Source organism: Chishuiella changwenlii, assembly GCF_900142565.1.
Classification (GTDB): domain Bacteria; phylum Bacteroidota; class Bacteroidia; order Flavobacteriales; family Weeksellaceae; genus Empedobacter; species Empedobacter changwenlii.
Genome location: NZ_FRBH01000003.1, coordinates 225,043 through 247,949 on the forward strand (window position 1 = coordinate 225,043; position 22,907 = coordinate 247,949).

The window sequence follows — 22,907 nt, forward strand, 5'->3', positions numbered from 1 at the left end:
AGATTTAAGTATTTAGAACTAATTTTATCTTGATTAAATAATTCATAAAACAATGCAAAAATCGAATCCTGTTATTTATTTTGAAATTCCTGTTAATGACTTAAAAAGGGCAGTGAAATTCTATAAAAACGTATTTAATTTTCAGTTTGAAGAAGAGATAATTGATGAATATGAAATGGCATTATTTCCGTTTTATGATAATGAGATGGGAATTTCGGGTGCTTTAGCAAAAGGTGATGTTTACAAACCAACAACCGATGGTGTTATTATTTATTTTAGAACTAATGATATTGACGAAGCTTTACGAAATGTAATTTCACAAAAAGGAGAAATTATTTATCCAGTAACAAAGAATGAAAAATATAAATTCCTAGTTGCAGAATTTTTAGATAGTGAAGGGAATAGGATTGCTTTACAGCAATTTTTGTAATACTATTTTGAGGTTATCTGTCTAAGTTCTCGATACATTTTTCTGCGAAAAACACTCGAACTGACAGATAAGAAATTGTTTGTTTGAAATTATTCAAAATGTCATTTCGAGTGAAATTCGTTCAGAATTTTGTATCGAGAAATTAGATATTTTGAGGTTATCTGTCTAAATTCTCGATACATTTTTCTATGAAAAACACTCGAACTGACAGATAAGAAATTGTTTGTTTGAAATTATTCAAAATGTCATTTCGAGTGAAATTCGTTCAGAATTTTGTATCGAGAAATTAGATATTTTGAGGTTATCTGTCTAAGTTCTCGATACATTTTTCTACAAAAAACACTCGAACTGACAGATAGAACTTTGCTTGTTTGAAGTTATTCCGTTTGTCATTCTGAGCTTGTCGAAGAATAATAAAGCATTTTATAAAATGTTTCGACAGGCTCAACATGACAGAAAATAAAATTATATAGTCAATAATTAATTTAACCAACTTCAATAATATTTTGAGATTATCTGCCTAAGTTCTCGATACATTTTTCTACGAAAAACACTCGAACTGACAGATAAGAATTTGTTTTATTTAACCACTAACCACTAATCTAGTTCGCTCCGTAACTAGCTTTTACTGTAATTTGTGCTGTTTTTTGACGAGAAGTTGTGTTGAAAGCTCCTCCGTAAGAATATTCTTCATTGTCATTTTTACCAGTAATCTGAAAAATTCCTAAATCGGCTTTTTTAAGGCTTCCTAATTTTCCACCAGATTTTGTTGCAATGTTTTCTGCTCGTTGTTTGGCATTTTCAGAAGCTTGAGCAATTAATTCTAATTTTAAATCTTCTAATTTCGAATAATAAAAATTCGGATTAGATGAATTAAGCTCAATTCCTTGACTAATTAAATTTGAAATTTCTCGAGAAGCTTTTTCTATTTTATCTAAATCTGTAGATTCTATTGTTACATCTTGCGAAAGAATATACCCGTTGAATTGAGAAGTAGAATTTCCATTTGCATCTGTTCCATAACGGATATCTTTAGAAATATTGACAGCTTTAAAAACAATTTCATTGGATTTAATTCCTTGTGATAAAAGGAAATTTTTCACCATTTCTTGATCATTTTTTAATTGATCCGATGCAACTTTTAAATCAAAATCATTACGACTATATGTTGCTCTCCATTTTACTAAATCTGCATTAAAATCTTTTAAAGCATTTCCCGTAACATTAATAGATTCGCTGGTTCTAAATTTGTATTTATAAGCATTGCCTAAAATACATGCTGCAATAATTAACCCTATAGCCAAAATACCTGCAACAATTGCTGAAAATTTATTCATAATTTAATTCGTTTGGTTTATTGTATGTGCTTTTTTGAAATGATTTTTTCCTTCTAAAAATTCTTTATTAGAATAGGATAGAAGAGTTTTAATTAAAAAACACAACATGTTCATTTAGAATAAATCTACGAAAAATTATGCCAATAAAATAGGATAATCAGGGTTGATGATAAAAATGATTAAATCGCCTTCGGAAAATTCAATTTCGATACTATCGTCATCCGCTTTATTTCTTGTTCCGATACGAGAAAGTAAATTTAAATCTTCCTTATAAAGAGGATATTTTAAACCTTTTGTTACAATATTCTTACACTCGGGAAAGGGAAGGAGAGATATTGTTTGATCGTAATATCCAGTTAATGTAGTTTTTTTATCTGCAAAAAAGTAAGTGCTGTAATTATCGTAGAATGTAATTTTTATTTGATTCTTAAAACGAAATGCAGCATTTAAATTACCTATAAAATGATCTTGTTGTTGTCCGCTTGCTCCAAAAACATCTACAGCATCAAAACCTTTTGAGATGATAATGGCTAAAGTTTTAGCAAAGTCTGTATCATTTTGATCAGGAGTTTGAATAATTTCTATTGTCTCTGGAAAATCATTTGGATTAACAGAATCAAAATCACCAGCAATTACATCTGGCTGTATATTTAATTTTTCTAAATAGTGAAATGCCCCATCTGTACAGAAAACTTTTCCATAATTCTCTACAATAGGAATAATTGTTGGCACTTCACCATTCAGAAATAAGAGTGCTTTTTTACTCACCTGGAATCCATTTTAATTCTTCGTGCTTATTGTCTAAAGCAATTTTTCTACCTAAAACAAATAAATAATCAGATAAACGATTAAGGTATTTTTGTAATTCAGGACGAATTTCTTCAACTTCAGCTAATCCAACTGTAAAACGTTCTGCACGGCGACAAATACAACGCGCTACGTGTGCGTGAGAAGCTGCTAAATCTCCACCAGGTAAAATAAAATGAGTTAATTGTTCTAATTGACTTTCTAAATCATCAATCCAATCTTCTAATTGTGTAATATCTTCTTCGGAAACTGTTTTTGGAATACGAGGTTTACCGTTTGCTAAATATAATTTATTGACAGGAGTTGCCAATTCAGCTCCTAGATTAAATAAATCTTTCTGAATGATAATTATTTCTTCTTCTAAAGCAGGATTAATCTCATAAGAACGAATTAAACCTAAATAAGAGTTCAATTCATCAACAGTACCATAAGACTCTATTTTTAAACTATTTTTAGAAACTCTTGTTCCTCCATAAAGTCCAGTTGTTCCTTTGTCACCTGTTTTTGTATATACTTTCATTGTGTATGCGTTATTATAAAGGTCTAAGATAAGAAAATCTTACACATTTTTTTGTAAAAGAGGTTTCGTAAAAAAATGATACCCGATTGCAACTACAAATAATATGATAGAAGTAATAACCCAAAGTGTATTAAAACCGTAAGATGTAGCCACATGTGTTCCTAAAAAAGGCGAAACAATAAATGCAACAGAAACAGACATTCCATTCAATCCCATGTAGGCTCCTTTATTATTTTTCTGCGAACGAAATGCTGTTACAGTAGACATTAATGGTAAAACTAACATTTCTCCAATAGACATTAATCCAATACCTAGGTATAAAAATCCTAATGTATGATTAAATACAAAGATGAAATAACTAATTGCCGTAACAAATGATCCGAAAACTAATAATTGTGTCACAGTGAATTTTTTCTCTGTGTAATGAATTAATAACATTTCGAAAACAACAATTAAAAATCCACTGAATCCCATTAACAATCCAATTTCTGATTGTGTTAATTTCACGACATCTTTATAAAATAGAGGTAACGTGTTAAGTATTTGAAAGAATGCAATAGAAAATAATATACAGAATAAATTAAAAACTAAAAATGGAACATCTGTATAAGCGTTTCTTTCTTTTACAGTTTTATCTAATTCTAATTCCTCTGTATTTCCAGTATTTCTTTCTTTTCGACCATTAAAAAATACAAAGAATACAATTCCTGCAATTAAAGCCGCACCAGCATTGCAATAAAAAAGTAAATCATATGAGTAATAAGATAAGAAACCTCCAAGAGAAGGACCTATAGAAAAACCAAGGTTAACAGCCATTCTATTTAAAGAAAAGGCACGCGTTATGTTTTCTTTTCTTGCATAACGAGTAATAGCAACAGAATTCGCAGGTCGAAACATTTCGCTAATACTACTTAAAATTAGCATAATTACAGCAAAAGATTCCACTGTTTTAAATAATGGTAAGATAAGGAATAGGGGAGCGCTTAGAAATAAACTAATTGCTTGCACTTTAAAATTTCCAATTTTATCTGTAATCCAACCACCAAGCCAAGACCCCACAACAGAACCTATACCAAAGCAGCTTAAAACAATTCCAGAGTTTTCTAATGTAAAACCTAATTCAGAAATCATGTAAATACCTAAAAAAGGTAAAACCATAGATCCCATTCGGTTTAACAACATTACAATTGCTAACATCCAAGATTCCTTAGAAAGACCGCTATAAGCATCAATGTAGATTTTTAGAATTTTCATCATTTTATTTCAGGTGTAATTTTTTGCAAAGGTACTATCTTTTTTTACAAAAAAATCTTCGTTTATAAAGGTTTCTGATATTCTTTTGATTACTTTTGGAGCCATTATAAATACAAAATAAATAACCATGTTATTTTTTGATTTAATTCTTAAAACCTTATTCGTAATTAATGGACCTGGAGCTGCTTCTGGTTTAGTAATCGATCAGCAATATATTTATACAATAGCAGATAATGATGCTACGTTATATGTCTACGATAAAAAGAAAAAGAAAGTAGAAAATGTTGATTTAAAACCTGAAATTAAATCTCAGGAAATTACAAAAGGCAATAAACCCGATTTTGAAGCGATTACAAAATATGAAGATCATATTTACGTTATAGGTTCTGGTTCTAAAGAAAATCGTTTTGATTTGATTTCATATAATTTAAATACGAAAGAAATTAAAAATGATAATTATAAATTTCTATTTAGTCAGTTTTTAGAGGTTTCTCAGTTATCAGAAAAAGATTTTAATATAGAGGGAATTGTAGCTGATGATAATGCAACTTATTTCTTTAATAGAGGAAATGGACCAGCTAAGAGAAATGGGATTTTTAGAGTTGATGGAAAAATAAACGATTTAAGAAATAAGAAAGTTGAATTTTTTCCAATAGAATTACCTGAAATTACAAATGAATTAACAACTTTTTCTGATGCTATTTTAGTAAATGGAAAAATACTATTTACTGCAACAGTAGAACTGAACAGTACAACTTATCATGATGGCGAAATAAAAGGATCTATTATCGGAGAATTAGATTTGGAAACAATGAATGTTGTTCGTTGGGAAAAAATAGTTGACAATAGAAAAATTGAAGGATTAGCCTTAAAAAAGAAAAATAAACGAAAGTATATCGTGTATATGTGTGAAGATAATGATGATGACTCTAAGAAAGCAACGATTTATCAATATAAATACAAGATTAAAAAATAAAATTCAAACTATTATAATACGGATTTTTTAATATAATATCTCTTAAAAAATTGTGAAAATATTTCTAAGACTGTTATATTTGTCCGTTAAAATTTATTTATCAATTAAACATTATGCGAGGAAGATGGCTCATTGCAACATTTGCAATTATTTTAAGTCTCTTGTGTATCAGACAATTAAGTTATACATGGTACACAACTAAGGTAGAGCATGAGGCGGCTCGTTTAGCGAGTAAGCCAGAAGACGAACCAAGAATTTTGGATAGTTTAGCTCAACATCCATTAGATTTAGGAATTATTAAATACGATTATGCGTATGCCAAAAACAATGAAATCAATTTAGGATTAGATTTAAAAGGTGGTATTAACGTAATCTTACAAGTTTCTGAAAGAGATTTAATCGAGAATTTAGCAGCTAAAACTCAAAATCCAATGTTATCAACAGCGTTGGATGCTACAGATAAAGCTCAAAAATCAAACGGTAACGTTCCTTACGTTGAATTATTCTTTCAAGAATTTGACAAAGTAAAAGGAGGAACAAAATATGCTTCATCAGAATTATTTGGTAACAGAGATAATGCAGATAAAATTAAATTTAATTTTACTGACGATCAAGTAAAAGAAGTTATCCGTAAAGATATCGAAGCTAAAGTTGCTACGGCATATAACGTTATTAGTTCTCGTATTAACCAATTTGGTGTTGTAGAACCAGTTATTCAACGTTTAGGTGAAAAAGGTGACGGACGTATCTTGGTAGAATTACCAGGTGTTTCGGATACAGATCGTGTAAAAAAATTATTACAATCTACAGCTAAGTTAGAGTTTTGGCAAGTTGTACGCCAAGATCCTACAGTTTTACAATATTTTTCTTCTATTAATACAGAGAAATATAATGTAAAAAATGATAATGGTCAAGTGATCAAATCATTAGGAGAAGTTATGCAAGGAATTGGTTCTAACGCTAGTTTCGCTGTCGATGTAAAAGATACTGCTGTTGTAAACCGTGTTTTACAAGACAAAAGTTTTGTAGCAAGTTTACCAGCTAATGTTAGAGGATATAAATATTCTTGGGCAAATAAAGTAAATAATTATGGAAATGATCCTGCAGCAAAGGATACTCCAAAATTATTAGAATTTTATGTTTTAAAAGGTAAAAATGGAACGCAAGAACCATTAATTACTGGTGATAAAGTAGTTTCTGCATCTGCTGAACGTAATGCAGGTTCTATTACAAATGAGCCAGTGGTTTCTATGCAAATGAATCAAGTAGGAGCACAAGAGTGGTCTCGTATTACTGATGAATTAAAACCATCTGCTGCAGATCGTAATGGACAAGGAGTTGCTATTGTTTTAGATAACATGGTATATTCTGCTCCAAGTATCAAGAATCAAATTACAGGAGGAAACTCTCAAATTTCTGGAAACTTCACATTAGAAGAAGCAAAAGATTTAGGAAACATTTTACAAGCAGGTTCTTTACCAGCTTCATCTAAAATTGTTTCTGCGGAGGTTGTAGGACCATCATTAGGACAAGAAGCTATTAATAGCTCTTTAATCGCATTTGGTTGTGCATTCGCATTGGTATTAGTATGGATGTTATTCTACTATAGCCGTGCTGGTCTTTATGCAAATGTTGCATTAATCATTAACTTATTATTCTTATTAGGATTCTTAGTTTCATTAAAAGCAACTTTATCATTACCAGGTATTGCAGGTATTATCTTAACATTAGTTACGGGTATGGATGCTAATATCTTAATTTACGAAAGGGTAAAAGAGGAGTTAAGAAAAGGAAAATCGTTGCGTAACGCTGTAGATTTTGCTTATTCTTGGAAAGGAGCTTTCTCTGCAATTATAGATGCTAACTCTACGTCATTTATCACAGCTTTAATTTTATTCTTCTTTGGTAAAGGACCAGTTGTTGGTTTCGCAACAACATTTATGATTGGTATTTTTACTTCTACATTTACAGCAATTTTTATTACACGTTATTTTGTAGAAGGACGTTTAGCGAAAGGAAAATCAGTTCCATTCTATACAAGTTTTACAGCACATTGGTTACAAAATATTAAAGTTGATTTATTAAAAACAAGAAAAGTAAATTATGCTATTTCTATTGTTTTAACAATTATTGCTTTAATATCTATCTTTACAAAAGGATTTGATATGGGTATCGAATTCCAAGGAGGACGTACATATACAGTTCGTTTTGATAAGCATGTAGATCCACAAGAAATTTCTGAAAGTTTAGGTGATGTATTTGTTTACGAAGGAGAAAAATTAGTTCCTCAAGTAAAAACTTATGGTGGGCAAAACCAAGTAAAAATTACAACAGCTTACAAAGCAGACGAAGATGGAACAAATGTAGATGATGAAATTAAGACTAAATTATATACGGGATTAAAATCATATTTACCAGCTAATATAACGGAGAAACATTTCTCAGAAGATAATGCATCAATAGGATTAATGTCTTCTGCTAAAGTAGGACCTACAATTGCAGATGATACAACAAGAGCTTCTTTTATAGCAGTATCTTTAGCTTTAGTTGCAATTTTCTTCTACTTAATTGTAATGTTTAAACGTTGGCAATTCTCATTATCTACGATTATTGCATTAGCGCATGACGTTATTATTGTATTAGGTGTTTTCTCTTTATTTAAAGGTGTATTACCTTTTAATATGGAAATTGACCAAGCATTTATTGCGGCAATCTTAACAGTTATAGGTTACTCGATGAATGACTCGATTATTATCTTGGATCGTATCCGTGAGAATTTAACAATCGAAAAACATCACAAATTGTACGATATTATTAATATTTCTACATCAGAAACATTATCACGTACAATCAATACATCATTATCAACATTCTTGATTGTATTAATCATCTTTGCTTTTGGTGGAGAGTCAATAAAAGGATTTATGTTTGCTAAATTGGTAGGTATCGTTATTGGTACATTCTCATCAATTTTCGTAGCATCTCCATTATTATATGACTTTACAAGAAAAGGTCAAATGAATAAATAAAATTCAAATTTTAAATAAATTTTAAGAAAGCCATCAAAGAAATTTGATGGCTTTTTTTATTTTTCTCAATTTAGATTTTATACATTTGTTGCGTGAATAATTTAGTAATATATCCAGCGTTTTTAGATTTCCAAGAAATCGTAATTATAATGGTAGTTGCAGTCGTTATTTTTGGACCAGATAAAATTCCAGAAATTGCTCGCGGCCTAGGATCTGCTGTACGAAAGCTGAAAGAAGCCTCAGAAGACATTAAACAAGAGATAATGAATCCTGTTCAGGATGTTGACCCTACAAAAGATATCCAACGAACGATAAAGGAACTAAATCCGATGAATGAAGTAGAAGATTCTTTTAAAGAAATTAATCCAATAAAAGATTTTCAGAAATCATTTGATGAAGTTCGTAATCCTGTAGATGAAATACACAATAGCATTCATAATGAAAATGTTGTTGAAGAAAAACCTGATGTAGTAAAAGATGAAAGTGTAAAAACAGAATTAGAAATTACACAAGCACCAATTACAGAAGAAAAAAGTATCGAAAAAGAAGATACACCAACAGAAGAGAAGCCTTCTGTAAATGATGTTTTAGGAATGGGAGGAACAATTAGTAGATAATGATACAAGATTTCTTTAATTGGGATGCGCAAATATTCTTGTACTTCAATAATTTAGGTGAACAAAAATGGGATTGGTTTTGGTTACTTGTAACAGAAAAAAAAACATGGATTCCTTTGTATGTAATTTTTCTAATCGTATTATACCTTAAATTAGGTTGGAAAAAAACATTATTGGCAGGAGTATGTATTGCTTTAATGATTACTTGTGCTGACCAGTTTACAAATATCTTGAAAAACTATTTTCAACGTCTTCGTCCTTGTCACACACCAGAGTTACAAGGTTTATTTCGCCCAATAGATTGTGAAGGGAGAGGTAAATATGGTTTTACATCTGCACACGCATCTAATCATATTGCAGTTGCAATTTTTATAGGTGTTTTATTACGTAAACAATATAAATGGTTAATTTATGTATTATTACTTTGGGCTTTAATGATTGCCTATAGTAGAGTTTATGTAGGTGTACATTTTACAGGTGATGTATTTTTTGGATCACTAATAGGAGTAGTAGCTTCGTATCTATTTTTAAAAATCTATTATTATTTAGAGAAAAAATATTTCTTTGAAAGAGATTAAATACTCTTTTTATAGTATAGAAATTGTTTAAATATTTTAGTTTTTTCAAAACTAATGTGAGACAAGCTGAACATAATAAAACATTGTAGAAACAATATTATAATATAAAACAAGGCGAATACTAGTTGTATTCGCCTTGTTTTATTTACAAATTATAATAAGGTTTATGGTTTTTTCCAATAAGCCCATTTACTACCATTAAAAACAGCAAGTCTTTTTGCATTTGCTTTATTTACATAAACAATCATTCCAGGTGAAGGATTAACTATATCTTGAACATCATTAACAGTTGGTAAAACTAATAATCTTGTTTGTGATTCTAAAACTAAAACACCATCTTCTGTAGTTGTTTCTCCACCAAAAATTGTTTTAGAAATACTAGTTTCTTTAATATCTTCTGGTAATGGCTGGTTTGCCAAAGCATCACTAATATTAGAATCTGCATCTCCACTTAGACTTATCCATTCGCCATTAAAATATTTTACATGTGCTTTTTCAGGGTTAGTTGCATCAAGTAATAAAGTTCCTTCTGTAGGATTAGTAGGTAGCGTTCTAACATAAGGTAAAATAATACCTTTGTTTTGACCAGTAGCAAAGTCAAGCAAAACAGAGTTTTTAGATATTGCTGAACCAGTATCATCATCGCCAATGATAACTTGAGCATTTGTATTACTCGCTATTGTTATAAAAATTAGTGTAATTATATTTTTCATCTTTTTTATTTAAAATTTATTTATCTGTTATAATTAAGGACAAGCAGGAATATTGTAACAAGCCCAAGAAGTACCATCGTAAAGTTTTAGACATTTTTCATCTCTGTCATATAAAATCATCCCTTCTTGTGGATGAGATATAAAATTCCTTATTTGGGTTGTAAATAATCTATTTATTACAAATCCTTTTTGGTTAGATTCTAAAACAAGATGAGCTCCTTTTCTTATCATAGGCCAATTGTCTTTGTTTTTTTCAGATGCTCTTCCTAAAAGTGTTATTCCTACTATACTATCAATTCCATTACCACTAGTATTCGCATCATCATAACAACCACATCTTTTTATTGTATAGTCATCAGTTATATTAGTAAATGTGTCAGAAAAAACTGGACTAGTTGTAGAATCGAAATTATCTGTTGCTCCATTTGTATTTTGTGGTTTAATTTCAAAAGCAAAAGATTCATCAGGTTCATTAATGTCGTCATTTATTGGTGTAATATTAATTCTTACACCATCTTCGTGGTTTGTAGAATTTCTATAGCCAAGTGTAGTACCTCCATCATAATTACCAGGAGGAATTGTTATCAAATAAATATTTGTTCCATCAACATGTGTTACAGAAGGAGTACCGTTAGAGTTGGCTACAGGAGTAAGATTTATATCGGCATTATTCGCTGCAGCATTACCATTTCTAGGATTTATTAATTCTACAGCTACAGTAGTTGTTCCAGTAACAGAACCATTAATTCTTAAGAATAAACTACCATTTCCATTTACAACGCCTTCGCATGAAGAAAGAGCATTAGAGTATTTTAAATCTATTATAGGACTAATTCTAATTCGTATATCATCTAAGAAATTACCAACAGAAGGAGTACCACCATAACCTTGAAATGCTATTCTATAAACACCAGCAACAAATGTCGAAGGTAAAGTAACTGAATTTTGATTAATAGACCAAGAAGAAGTACTAGAAGGTATATTTGATGTACCTATCTGTATTTGGTGAATTTGATTTTGATTGTAAACTTGTATAGCTACTTGTTCTGATGTAAATTGCCTTGCTCTATGCCTAAAATAATAATTAATAACGTCACCAGGTCTTAGATAGATGTTTTGATAAATAGCAGATTGTTGAATAGCGTTAAGTTCTACGAAATTAATACCTTCTGCAGCAAAGACCCTTGGTTCACCATGACCAGATCTCCAAACCTCGATAGGATGACAATTTCCACTACCCATTAAATCACATGCACCTGGTTGGTTAGCATGTGTAGTAAACCATGGATTAGAAGAATAATGCCCTCGGTCTACTGCCGAATTGGCATTGGCTCTAAAATTAGTGTCAATATAAGCAAGACCACTTGCAGTAACTCCAAATTCCAGACCAGGATTTATAAATGTTCTTGACTGTGAAAATAAAGTTTGTTGTGAAATAATAAGAAATAATATGAGCATAAAAAATCCACGAATTATTTTATAAAATAATTGTGAGGAGGTAGGTAGTAAGTTTTTCATAAGGTTAGGGGTTAGTTTAAATATTTTACTTGTTAATAATAATTTAACATGACAAAATTAGAAATATTTTTTAAATAAATATAATTGTATCGTATTGTTATTTAATTGTTTAAGTGAATTTAATTTGCTTTTACTTAGTTGTTTTTTTAAATGTTTTACAGATAATATATACAAGTAACTATTTTATTATATGAATATAAAACGATTGTTAAACGTGTAATTTATGATTAATTACAGTAATGAAATTATATAAAAAATGTTGTCTTTAAAAGACAACATTTTTTTGAAAAATTATAATAAAATGATAAATGTGAGATTATTTTTTACATTTTTAAAAGAAAAATCCTAATGATATATCAAAGTAAGAATTATAATCACTCTTCTTAAAATCTGCGTATTTGTATTTTGTTTCTAAGAAGATAGTGTATTTATCGCTAAGAATATAATTATGTCTATAAGAAAGATTAATATACCAATAATTTGAAGTTAAATACTGATAGTTTTGATTCATCATTTCTTCTATAGATTGCTTTTGATAGCTATAATTTGATAACCATTGATTACTCAAATTATTATTTACACCAAAATCTACTTTAAAATTGAGAAGCGTTTTATCATTTAATTCATAAAATAAATTAGTATTTAAACCAACAATTATCTTTTTTATAGCTTGTTTAATTAATGGATCTGTGTATTTTTCTTCTGATGAAATGTATTTAATGAAAGGAGATAGTGATAAATTTTGAAGTTTTGTATTCTTCATTACATCGAATAAAGAAGATAATTCCACCACTTTTTCATTATAATGGTAGCGTGTAGCTTCGCCAATTTTTTTATAATTTGATGATGTTTCATTAAAAAATATTCCCTCTGTCCCTTTTCTATTTCTAAATACTGAAGATAATTTTATTCCTTTAAAAAAAGATAAATTAGGAGTAGAGTAAGAGATATTAAAAGAATATTTATCCTCTGTTAATGTTGATGATACTAAACTTTGCAAATTGGTTAATATTTTCTCAATAGAACTTGTAGAATAACCTACAGATCCCATTAATCCTTTTTTTGTAGCATTTAAATAAGCTAACTGAAAGCCATATCCATTACCATCAAAATAAACCCGTTTATTATTATTTCGAAATAAATTACTATAAATTCCTAATCCATTAAAATGATATACTTCTGGATTTCCTAGTTGATTAAAAAACTTTAATTCGTTTGCTTGACTGTATTTATTAAGCAAAATATTTAATGAAATTATTTTCTCTTTTGTAATTTTAGAAGAAATTCCAAGTCCAAAATTTAAATCTGAAATTGTATTTTTTGGACGAGGATCTCTATTCCTATATTCCATCAAAGCACGATAGTCAGCTTTTATTCCAAAATTAAAATTTTTCATTTTTCGGTTATATCCACCTTCTATGTAATATTCTTCTAATGATAAATTTCCACCAATAGAATCTGCCATAACATAAGGGGAAATTTTATCATAATCAGAACTTTCGTTCCATTTTACATTATTTCTAGTTCCATTTTTATAGAATACATTTCCCCAAACATAATTCGTAGAATCTATAGAATAATTAGAAATAACATGAAAAGATAAATGATCTAAACCATTTCCTTTTTGCTTAATATTATTATTCTCTTTAGTATTATAATACCTTCCGCTTAATGCTGTATAATTCTTTCTTTTACTAATAATTTGATCTGCAATACTTGTATTGATAGAATCAAAAAAATGATTAGTCGAAAAATTATTTTGCAGGTACTTCTCTAACGAATTATTTTGTGCATAAGAACATGTAATGCTGATAAAAAAAAGAAATAATGTGTAATTAAAACGAAAGTTCATGTTGTATTTATTTCTAATTAAATAAAGATGGTTTTACTTGCGCAGAAAAATCTCTTGTTGAGTTATTTGTATCAACCAAAATTTTGTTTCCATTAGTAGAAGTAGACAATGTTTTTCTTCTTACACCTTTTCCATATCTATTACTATCTCTATCTACAGTTCCGCTGTATGTCCAACCAGCATCTAAAGAAGGAGCAGTAACAATCCATTGAAATTCTGAATTAACACTAAGGTTTACAGCATCTATAATCCAATCGTTTGGAATTTTATATGCATCATTACTCATAGGAAAAGTATCTTTTCCAAAAACAAAATCATATTCGTACGTATAATTATATTGTGCTAAGTATTGACTAATATCCATTCCTTGTGGCATTCTAGCTAAAACATAACTTGTAAAACCTCTGTTATGCATAATCATACTAGAGAAAACTGGAAGTGTATTTTTTACTGAAGGATTGTCTACATCATCCATATCATCATTATAAATTTCAAAATCAGCCGTTCTTAAATCGATAGAATTAGGATTAAGTTCTTTGTGATTGATAGCATCTTCTGCAACAACAATAGATTTACCTGGCGCTATAGGAAAATCTTTACCATTTCCTGGTAACATAATTATAGCACCTGCTGTAAAGTCTGTTGCCATAATATTAGGTCTGTATGCTTGTTTTTCTACAGTTAAAAATTCAGACTGAACAATTAATAAACCATCTGCATAAAGTATTTCATCAGAATTATTGTAAATTTTGAAATATTTATCTCCATTATATTGTTTTCCTTCAGGAGATAATGTCCCTGTAAAAAATAACTCTTCAAGAATTAAATCTCCTTTAGCAACTTTTATAAATAATTGTATCGTTTTATTCTTGTCAGTAGAAGTAATAGCCTCAGAAGAAATATATCCTACAACATCTTCTGTACTTTCACCTCCATCTAATTGAATTTTTATTTGTCCAGATACAGAAACTTCGTAAGAACCAGTTGGTAAATCTATCGTTAATTCTTTGTTTCCGTTTACTGTGTGTTCCGAAACTTTACCGGTGTTTAATTCTTTGAAAGTATAATTTAATTGAATAATATCAGCATTCTGAATACCATCTGGTAATTTACTTGTATAGATTACCGAAGAAGATTTTATAGCTTCATCATCATTATTATTACAAGAGAATAGTAAAAATGCAGATAGTACTGTAAGTATACCGAATCTGCTAAGTAATTTTTGCATAGTATTTATATTTAAAATTTTATATTAAGTTCCATTCCAAAATAAGGGGATGTAAGTCCTCTTCGTCCTAAAGTTTGACCGTTAACGTTGTATTCTTTGTAGTAGTTTAGTAAGCGATTTACGAACATAGAGACACGAAAGTTTTCATAAAAAACTTTCGACACTTTAAAATTGACATTCATAGAAAAAGGAGTTGTATATTTTCTGAATGCATTATCGTTATAATTTAAAATTAACCACTTTAGAGCTGGATCACTTTTATCAGCTTCTTCGTAATTGTATTGATTTCCAGATGGATCTACATACGCTATTGGTATACCATTTTTTGGTAAAGATCTAGAAGAAGAGAACCACATAATTTGTACAGAAGTAGAAAACTCTAACTTAAGAACAGGAATATAAGTATCTCCCATAATATTGGTATTAAAACGTTCTCCTTCAGTTCCATCATCATTTAAATAAAGACCTAAATAAGGTGTTGGTTTTCCATTAATAATGATTTTATCATTTCTATCGTATACAGGAAGACTATTGGTATATTTCGTTTTAAACCAAGCACCATTAACTGTAAGTCGAGTATTAATAATAGAAAACCTTTTTGTACTCATTTGGAATTCAATTCCAGTTTTATCTAATACACTACCGTTTGCTTGTTTAGTATAAGTTCCTAATTCATTTATAGTTTCAGAAGGTAAATCTTCCACATTAGGTGCTTGATTAATTGCTGTATGATCTATAGCTGAAGTAGAAAATTTTCTATATGTATAGCGGTTATAACCTTTCATATTTCTAAAACCAGAGCTCATTCTTTCTTGGAAATAAGTAAAAGAGAAATTGGTTCCTTTGTATTCTAAATCAGTTCTAATTTCCCATTTTTTATTTACAGCTGGTTTTAATGCGTAATTAGTATTATCTAATACATACGTTTTTAAATGAATTCTTCTGTATGCAGGATTATCATGATAATAATTAAGCTGTACAAAATCTACATACGTATTTTCTGGATACAACATATTTAGAGTAGGCATTTTTGTATTTACCCCATATCCTGCAGTAAAGTCAATTTTTAGAGGATTATTATTGATGTAAATATTAGGTAATTTCCATTGGAAATTAATTCGAGGATCAAAATAATACTGCTTACTAATGGTATATTTTTTATCAATACCAGGCGATGTAATGCTTCTTAATCCAGCTAAAAACTCAAACTGATGTTGTTCTATTTTAAATTTCTTATTTGTTTCTACGAAAAATGATAAATCCTGAATTGCAGGTATTTCTTTATAAGATCTTGTTCGAGTATTCATATCCTCACTAGGAGGAAGTAGAGGATCATAAACTTGTCCATCACCATTATTTTTTGCATATTTCCATTCTGCTCCAGCTCTAGCGTTAATCCATTTTAAATCAAAATTCCCAATTAATTTTAGATATAAATCGATTGGTTTACCATCTACTTTTAAATCTGAAATATATTTTGGTTGAAGAAAAACACCATAAGATTCTCCTTCTTCTTTTGTGTTAGGAATTGCTTTAGCAGAACTTAACTGTACAAGTTTAGATTGTTTTATTTGATCAAATTGTTGAGAAATTCCAGAATAGAAATTTAAACTTTTTAGAAATTTACTTTCTTTAAAAATCCAATCTAGTGTACTAGAAATAGCAATATCATTATAAGAAGATTTATAACTGTCAGTTAATGCGTATGAATTATCAGGATCTGTTTTTTCATTATCAATAGAACCAGTATAATCTAAATTTAAATTCCAATCTATAGTAGATTTATCATTGTCCCATTTTTTGTAAGAACGGAAAGAGGCTGTAATTCTTTTATAATTTTCAAAATCATTTACAGGATCTGGTTTAGCATTAAGAAAATCAACCCCGAAATTTAAATTCAAATTATTTTAAGTTCTATTCCTTTACCTAGATAAAACATTTTGCTGTAAGCATCTGCTTTAAAACGACCTTCTAAATTTGATTGTCCTCTTTTTCGGATAATTTTAACCAATCCACTTGTTAAATCACCATATTCCACAGATGGAATACCTCTTACAATTTCAACACGTTCTATTTGATCAGTAGATATTGCGCGCATATCAACACCTTTTGCAACACTGCTTCTTCTAGCATCCGAAGCCCCTATGTTATTACCAGAATTAATGGAAAGAGATGAGCCAGCAGTATACTGTAAATTAGCATTTACATTCTTGGGGATATTATCTACAATAAAACTTGTTCCTAAAGAAGAGATTGTATAATTTTCTTGAGAATCTGCAATTCCAGTTTCTCTTAATTTTATACTATTGGTACGATTAAAAATAGGGTCAATAGAGCTTCGTCCAGGTAATAACTCTAACAAATCTGTAAAGCTAGACGGCTGTAAATGCTGCATTGCTTTTTGATCTATTATAGAAGTACTTGTTAAACCTTTCGATTCTTTTGCTGTAAGTACAATTTCGTTTAACTCGTTTATTTTAGTTTCTACTTCGTACTTCTTTTTTAGATTAGAAGTAAGGTAGATACCTTCTTTAATTGTATTAATCTTAATAGATTCTATTAAAATTGAGTAATTATCGTTTTGTAAATGATCAATTTTTAAGATTCCATTCTTATTGGTATAACCAATAATCTTATTATTTAGAGGAGATGTAACAGTTATTTGTATACCAGAAACCAAAGAATCATTTTCATTCTCTAGTTCAATTTCTAGAGAATAATTCTGTGCATTTACTGAAAAAGATAATGAAGTAAAGAGAATAATGTAAAAACAAAATTTCATTTATGTTTTATTAATTTCTGCAAAACTACATCTTATTTTAATTTAATCTAAATAAAATTAAATGATATATGTTGTTGTTTTAACATTAAAAATAAATAAAACATGAATCATTAAATCTACGAATGCGAGCAATTGCTCGCATTCGTAGAATAGGTTAGTATAACCTTTGTATAGAAAGATATAATCTTCTAATATCATCAGAAGTTGAAGTAGTATTGTTATTATCTACATTCATAAAATAATAAACTCTATACCATTTGTCGTCCAAATTGATATCCATTGTTAACACTTCTTGGTTGTTAACACCCGTATTGGTAATTTCATTTTGTGGATTGTTGATTGTTCCATTCGAACCAAAATTGGAATAAATACCATTATCTAAGTTAACCCAACCACCACCTCCAGGAGCAGATGAACCAGAACCTGCAGCAGATAAAACGATATTAGCACCATTAAATCTATCAACATTTGTTAAAGCTGCAAACCAAAATTTTACTGGTTGTTGACTAACATTAACTAATCTAGGATTAAAACTTACGGTTCCTGTTCCAGCATTTGCATTAGCGGTAAAGTAGCCATCTAATCTAAGTTTACCACCTAATATTGGGAGTTGATTATCTGCACTAACATTAGAGTTTAACCAATTAGAATTTATTGTACCATTTGCTCCACCCGCACCAATACTGGCAGGAATATTATCCGCTTTGTAATAAACTAGTTCTCCAAGTTTTACATCGTCTCCAATACCAACAACTGCATCACAAGTTTGTCCACCAATTGAGATAGGGAAAGTAGTTGTTTCTGGACTAGAAACTGTAGGAATACCCGTTACAGTATAATTTAAAACACCAGAACCTTTTTCAAAATTACCTGAATTTAAAGTTGCTGTTAAACCATTTATAGGGCCTATAGATTTAGAAGTATAAATACCTCCATTTCCTCCTGTGTAAGGTATTGTTAATATTCCATTGTATGTTGTTCCTGCTGTATATGATTTTGGAGATAAAGCGACATCAGTACAATTTATAGAGCCAATTGTTCCATTAATAAGAGAATTTCCTCCAAGTGTTTTCCATTCTGTACCATTCCAAAAAACATAACCATTATAATCAAAAGTAGGTTCTGTTCCAAGATTATAAACCAGCAATCCCGTAGCAGGAGATTTTATAGTTGCAACATCTAGGCTAGATGTTAAGGCGACTTGTGGAGCTAAAAACCCTTTTTTATTACCAGGTTGAAGTTGATTAACGTTAAGTTCTAAAATAGCAGAAGAGGTAGGTATTGCTCCAATTCCTACACTTCCATTTGGCATTACAATAAAATCATCAGATTGTTGTTCTAAAGTTGGAACTCCGGTAGTTGCATTTGTAGTAGCTGAAGTAGATTTTCCATCTACATGAAATAATCCTTGAGGATTTTCGGTATTAATTCCTACTTGTCCAAATGTAAAATTGTTTAATATTAATGATAGGATTAAAAGTATATATAATTTTTTCATTTTGTTTTTAATTAGTTATTTTATAATTTATTTAAAGCTTTTATAAAAAATAGGCGGACCACGTAAAATGTCATTATTGTTTTTATTTTTCATGTATGTTTGTATGCGAGGTGATAATAATTAATCGAGATGAGTAATTATTTTTTCGATTTGTTGTGAGACAAATCTATTAATACTAATAATGGGTTTTGAATTGTTTATTAATGATTTACTGTAAACTATTCAAATTAGTTAATTAATTGTATTTAAATGATTTGACCTAATAAAATACCGTAATTTATTATGGTATAGAAATATGAAATTTACTTTATGAATAATAGTAACATTAGAGAGGAGAAAATTCTTCAATTAAAAAGAGAAATGATCACAAAATATGTTTACTTAATGGTAAGCATCTTTATTTGTTATTTGTGCTATTTTATATTTTTTCTGAAAAATACATTTATGCAGTATTATGTATTAGGAGGTCTTTTGGGAATAATAATAGGATGGATTATTTTAAAAAATAGAATTGGAATAAAACAATTAGTTGGAGGATATTTATTAATAGCACCTTTGTATGTATTTACAATAGTTCTTGTATTTTGGGAATATTCTGTTACTAATTTTGTTTGGTTAATTCCTATACCTATAGGAGCCTATGTATTCTTTTCATCGAAAGAAGTGGTTTATTATAGTTTATATGCACTAATAATAATTATTGCAGCTTCTATACTTGCTAATCATTTACCAATACCAACAATAATAGCATCTAAAGAGCAAATAAAAATGTCAGATATATTTCTATTTATTTCTAATGTTATCATAGCAAGTCATTTTATGCTTTATAAAGATAAAGTTAGAAGCCTACAGATTATTGATAAATTAGAAAAACAAGAAAAAATAGAATTACCAGTTTCATTAGATCCAAAAGCATTGGAACATTATAAAAGTTTGTTCGATAAGATAGAGGTATTAATGAAAGAAGAACAAATCTTTAAACAGAAAGATTTAAGTGTAACTAGTTTAAGTGCATTATTAAAAGTTAGTACAAGTTATATTTCTAGAGCAATTAGATACTCGGATTATTCTAATTTTAATAGTTACTTAAATTTTTATAGAATAGAGTTTGTTGTAGAACTTTTACATGCTGTAGATTTAGAGAAAGTGACATTACAGTATGTTTATACAGAAGCAGGATATAAAAATCAGTCCACTTTTAATAATGCTTTTAAAAGTTTTAAAGGAGTAACACCGTCAGAGTACATTCAAAACCTTGAAGATTATTCAAAATAATATAAACTAAAAAAGCTCTATTTAAATAGAGCTTTATGTTTTTATGAATAGAATTGTAATGCTTTATACAAAAGCACTAAATCCAGTAATTGATCGTCCTACGATAAGAGAATTAATTTCTTTTGTTCCCTCGTAACTATAAATCGCTTCCGAATCTGCAACAAAACGAGCAACATCATGTTCTAAGAGAATTCCATTTCCACCTAAAACTTCTCTTGCTCTAGAAACGACATCTCTTGTACGCATCGTACAAAATACTTTTGCCAAAGAAGCATGTTCATCTTTTAAAATACCTTCATCTTGCATTTCAGATAATCTAAAAACAAGTGTTTGCATAGCTGTTAAATTAGATAACATTTCTACTAAATGTCCTTGTATCATTTGATAAGAAGCAATTGGTTTTCCAAACTGTTCACGTTTTCTAGTGTAATCAAGCGCACTTTCATAAGCACCTCTTGCACAACCAGTCGCCATCCAAGCAACACCAGCTCTTGTCATTTGTAATACTTTTGCAGTATCTTTAAAAGAATTGGCATTTTGTAATCTATTTTCTTCAGAAATAATACAATCTTTTAATGTAATTAAACCATTCTGAACAATACGAAGAGCCATTTTTCCTTTAATTTTTTCTACAGAAAAACCAGGATTATCTTTTTCAACAATAAATCCTTTTACTTCGCCATCATCTAAATCCTTTGCCCATATAATTATAACATCAGCAAAAGTTGCATTTCCAATCCATTTTTTCTGACCGTTTAAAACCCATCCATCATCAGTTTTTTTACAAGTAGTTGTTAATCCACCAGCAGCACCAGAACCAACTTCAGGTTCAGTTAATCCAAATGCACCAATTTTATCAAATTTTTGCATTTGTGGAAGCCATTTTTGTTTTTGTTCTTCCGAACCACAGATATAAATAGACCCCATAGATAGACCAGATTGCACACCAAAGAAAGTAGCAATAGAAGCATCAACTCTTGCCATTTCCATAGCTAAAACACCCTCCATAATAAAAGGCAGATTTGGGCAACCATAACCATCGTAGGTTACACCAGAAATATTTAGTTCTCTAAATTTATCAATTAATTCGAAAGGGAATTGGTCACGAAGCCAGTAATCATTTACAATTGGTCTAACTTCTTTTTCCATAAATGCTCTAACTTTAAGTTGTAGTGCACGTTGTTCGGGACTTAAAGTATGGAAAACATCATAAAAATCACCATCGATAGGAGGTAACTCTTTTTTCTTTTTATCTGAGTTCAACATTTTTGATAAACCCTGTAGTTGTTTATCATCAAGTTTAGAAAAGCTGTTCATTAATAATGGAAGATCAACTTTTTTTGATATTGCACTTAATTGCTCTAAATCTACTGATTTCAGTAAACGAATAATATTTTTTAAATTAGAAAATGCTCTTGACATAATTAGTGATTTTATTCAAAAATTAGCAAAGAGCATTCCTAAAATATTATATTATGGTAAAATATTAAGCTTTACCTAATTTTATTTTTAAATTATCTAACATTGTCTCTGTCATTTTCTCAATAGAAAATTTAGGTTCATAACCCCAGTCTTGTTTTGTTTCTGAGTCATCGATAGATGAAGGCCAAGAATCTGCAATTGCTTGACGGAAATCTGATTCATAAGAAATTGTAAAACTTGGAATATGTTTTTGGATTTCCGCAGTTAAATGTTCAGGAGCAAAACTTAATCCACCTAAGTTATACGACTTAAATTCCGTTAATTTGCTTTCGTCTGTTGTCATTAATTTTATAATAGCTTCAATTGCATCATCCATGTATAACATTGGTAAATATGTACCTTCATTTAAGAAAGATGTATATTTTCCTTCTTCAATAGCTTTATAATAAATGTCTACAGCATAATCTGTTGTTCCTCCTCCAGCAGGAGTTTTCCAAGAAATTAAACCAGGAAAACGAACTGAACGAACGTCAACATTATGTTTTTCTTTGTACCATTTGCACCAATATTCACCAGCTAATTTAGAAATTCCATATACTGTAGAAGGAGTTTGTACAGGATTTTGAGGTGTATTGTCTTTTGGTGTATCAGGACCAAAAACACCAATAGAAGAAGGCCAAAATAATTTATCTATAACTTTATCTTTAGCCAGTTCTAGGAAAGTTAACAAGGTATCCATGTTTAATTTCCATCCGAACATCGGATTTTTTTCTGCAGTTCCAGATAGTAAAGCAGCTAAATGATAAACAGTTTTAATGTTATACTTTGCGATTACTTCTTTTATTCTATCAGAATCTAAAACGTCAATTACTTCATATATTCCATCGTAATCAACATCTTCAGGATTTTTAATGTCTGAGATAATTACATTATTTTTCCCATAAATTATTTTTAATTTTTCGGCTAATTCAGACCCTATTTGTCCTAATGCACCGGTGATTAAAATCGTATCGGTTTCCATGCTAAAAAGTTACTTTTGTTGTTTGCTCAAAGGTAAAATAATCTACTAGA

At 29.4% G+C, this 22,907-nt stretch carries 19 protein-coding genes; 6 read left to right on the forward strand and 13 right to left on the reverse strand.

What is annotated here, in order from left to right; all coding sequences use genetic code 11:
* The first annotated feature begins 52 nt into the window (after positions 1–52).
* Entirely contained in the window at positions 53–430 is a 378-nt protein-coding gene (locus BUA86_RS04360) for a VOC family protein (protein WP_072930214.1), read from the forward strand.
* Positions 431–1,032: 602 nt separating this feature from the next.
* Here BUA86_RS04360 and BUA86_RS04365 read toward each other — a convergent pair.
* The 4 genes from BUA86_RS04365 to BUA86_RS04380 all read right to left on the reverse strand — a co-directional run bounded on the left by BUA86_RS04365 (position 1,033) and on the right by BUA86_RS04380 (position 4,351).
* A complete protein-coding gene (locus tag BUA86_RS04365; RefSeq protein ID WP_072930216.1) occupies positions 1,033–1,767 on the reverse strand; it encodes an SIMPL domain-containing protein in 735 nt (244 codons plus the stop codon).
* Between the two features lie 135 nt (positions 1,768–1,902).
* Positions 1,903–2,535, reverse strand: coding sequence for a thiamine diphosphokinase (locus tag BUA86_RS04370; RefSeq protein WP_072930218.1), 633 nt, complete (start codon positions 2,533–2,535; stop codon positions 1,903–1,905).
* Positions 2,528–3,094 carry a cob(I)yrinic acid a,c-diamide adenosyltransferase gene (locus tag BUA86_RS04375; protein WP_072930220.1) on the reverse strand — a complete coding sequence of 189 codons (567 nt, stop codon included), beginning with the start codon at positions 3,092–3,094 and terminating at the stop codon, positions 2,528–2,530. The genes BUA86_RS04370 and BUA86_RS04375 overlap by 8 nt, the downstream gene beginning before the upstream one ends.
* Before the next feature lie 39 nt (positions 3,095–3,133).
* Positions 3,134–4,351 (reverse strand): MFS transporter, encoded by a 1,218-nt coding sequence (locus BUA86_RS04380; RefSeq protein ID WP_072930221.1) that lies wholly within the window; start codon positions 4,349–4,351, stop codon positions 3,134–3,136.
* A 124-nt stretch (positions 4,352–4,475) separates the two neighbouring features.
* Between BUA86_RS04380 and BUA86_RS04385 the strand changes: the two genes are divergently transcribed.
* From BUA86_RS04385 to BUA86_RS04400, 4 genes are all read left to right on the forward strand, one after another.
* On the forward strand, positions 4,476–5,324 hold the full coding sequence (locus BUA86_RS04385) for a DUF6929 family protein (protein WP_072930223.1): 849 nt from the start codon (positions 4,476–4,478) through the stop codon (positions 5,322–5,324).
* Positions 5,325–5,437: 113 nt separating this feature from the next.
* The gene (locus BUA86_RS04390) at positions 5,438–8,353 is read left to right on the forward strand and encodes a protein translocase subunit SecDF (RefSeq protein ID WP_072930227.1); all 2,916 of its coding nucleotides are present in this window, start codon (positions 5,438–5,440) and stop codon (positions 8,351–8,353) included.
* Positions 8,354–8,445: 92 nt separating this feature from the next.
* A complete protein-coding gene (gene tatA / locus BUA86_RS04395; protein ID WP_072930230.1) occupies positions 8,446–8,970 on the forward strand; it encodes a twin-arginine translocase TatA/TatE family subunit in 525 nt (174 codons plus the stop codon).
* Positions 8,970–9,548, forward strand: a complete 579-nt coding sequence (locus BUA86_RS04400; protein ID WP_072930233.1) for a phosphatase PAP2 family protein — start codon at positions 8,970–8,972, stop codon at positions 9,546–9,548. The genes tatA and BUA86_RS04400 overlap by 1 nt, the downstream gene beginning before the upstream one ends.
* A 164-nt stretch (positions 9,549–9,712) precedes the next feature.
* Here the strand turns inward: BUA86_RS04400 and BUA86_RS04405 are convergent, their stop codons facing one another.
* The 7 genes from BUA86_RS04405 to BUA86_RS04430 form a co-directional block, all read right to left on the reverse strand.
* The gene (locus BUA86_RS04405) at positions 9,713–10,261 is read right to left on the reverse strand and encodes a hypothetical protein (RefSeq protein WP_072930236.1); all 549 of its coding nucleotides are present in this window, start codon (positions 10,259–10,261) and stop codon (positions 9,713–9,715) included.
* Between the two features lie 33 nt (positions 10,262–10,294).
* Positions 10,295–11,779 carry a hypothetical protein gene (locus tag BUA86_RS04410; RefSeq protein ID WP_143147238.1) on the reverse strand — a complete coding sequence of 495 codons (1,485 nt, stop codon included), beginning with the start codon at positions 11,777–11,779 and terminating at the stop codon, positions 10,295–10,297.
* A gap of 331 nt (positions 11,780–12,110) precedes the next feature.
* Positions 12,111–13,631, reverse strand: a complete 1,521-nt coding sequence (locus BUA86_RS04415) for a DUF6850 family outer membrane beta-barrel protein (protein ID WP_072930241.1) — start codon at positions 13,629–13,631, stop codon at positions 12,111–12,113.
* Between the two features lie 13 nt (positions 13,632–13,644).
* The gene (locus BUA86_RS04420; RefSeq protein ID WP_072930244.1) at positions 13,645–14,859 is read right to left on the reverse strand and encodes a DUF4876 domain-containing protein; all 1,215 of its coding nucleotides are present in this window, start codon (positions 14,857–14,859) and stop codon (positions 13,645–13,647) included.
* Between the two features lie 11 nt (positions 14,860–14,870).
* A complete protein-coding gene (locus tag BUA86_RS04425; RefSeq protein ID WP_229731943.1) occupies positions 14,871–16,760 on the reverse strand; it encodes a TonB-dependent receptor in 1,890 nt (629 codons plus the stop codon).
* Positions 16,757–17,641 (reverse strand): TonB-dependent receptor plug domain-containing protein, encoded by an 885-nt coding sequence (locus BUA86_RS16250; RefSeq protein ID WP_229731942.1) that lies wholly within the window; start codon positions 17,639–17,641, stop codon positions 16,757–16,759. Before BUA86_RS16250 ends, BUA86_RS04425 begins: the two co-directional genes overlap by 4 nt.
* A gap of 154 nt (positions 17,642–17,795) precedes the next feature.
* Positions 17,796–19,139, reverse strand: coding sequence for a hypothetical protein (locus BUA86_RS04430; protein WP_072930247.1), 1,344 nt, complete (start codon positions 19,137–19,139; stop codon positions 17,796–17,798).
* A gap of 444 nt (positions 19,140–19,583) precedes the next feature.
* Here BUA86_RS04430 and BUA86_RS04435 point away from each other — a divergent pair, with 444 nt between their 5' ends.
* A complete protein-coding gene (locus tag BUA86_RS04435) occupies positions 19,584–20,414 on the forward strand; it encodes a helix-turn-helix domain-containing protein (protein WP_072930250.1) in 831 nt (276 codons plus the stop codon).
* A 63-nt stretch (positions 20,415–20,477) separates the two neighbouring features.
* Here BUA86_RS04435 and BUA86_RS04440 read toward each other — a convergent pair whose 3' ends face one another.
* Positions 20,478–21,836, reverse strand: coding sequence for an acyl-CoA dehydrogenase family protein (locus tag BUA86_RS04440; RefSeq protein WP_072930252.1), 1,359 nt, complete (start codon positions 21,834–21,836; stop codon positions 20,478–20,480).
* Positions 21,837–21,900: 64 nt separating this feature from the next.
* Positions 21,901–22,857, reverse strand: a complete 957-nt coding sequence (locus BUA86_RS04445; RefSeq protein WP_072930254.1) for an NAD-dependent epimerase/dehydratase family protein — start codon at positions 22,855–22,857, stop codon at positions 21,901–21,903.
* Between the last annotated feature and the right edge of the window lie 50 nt (positions 22,858–22,907).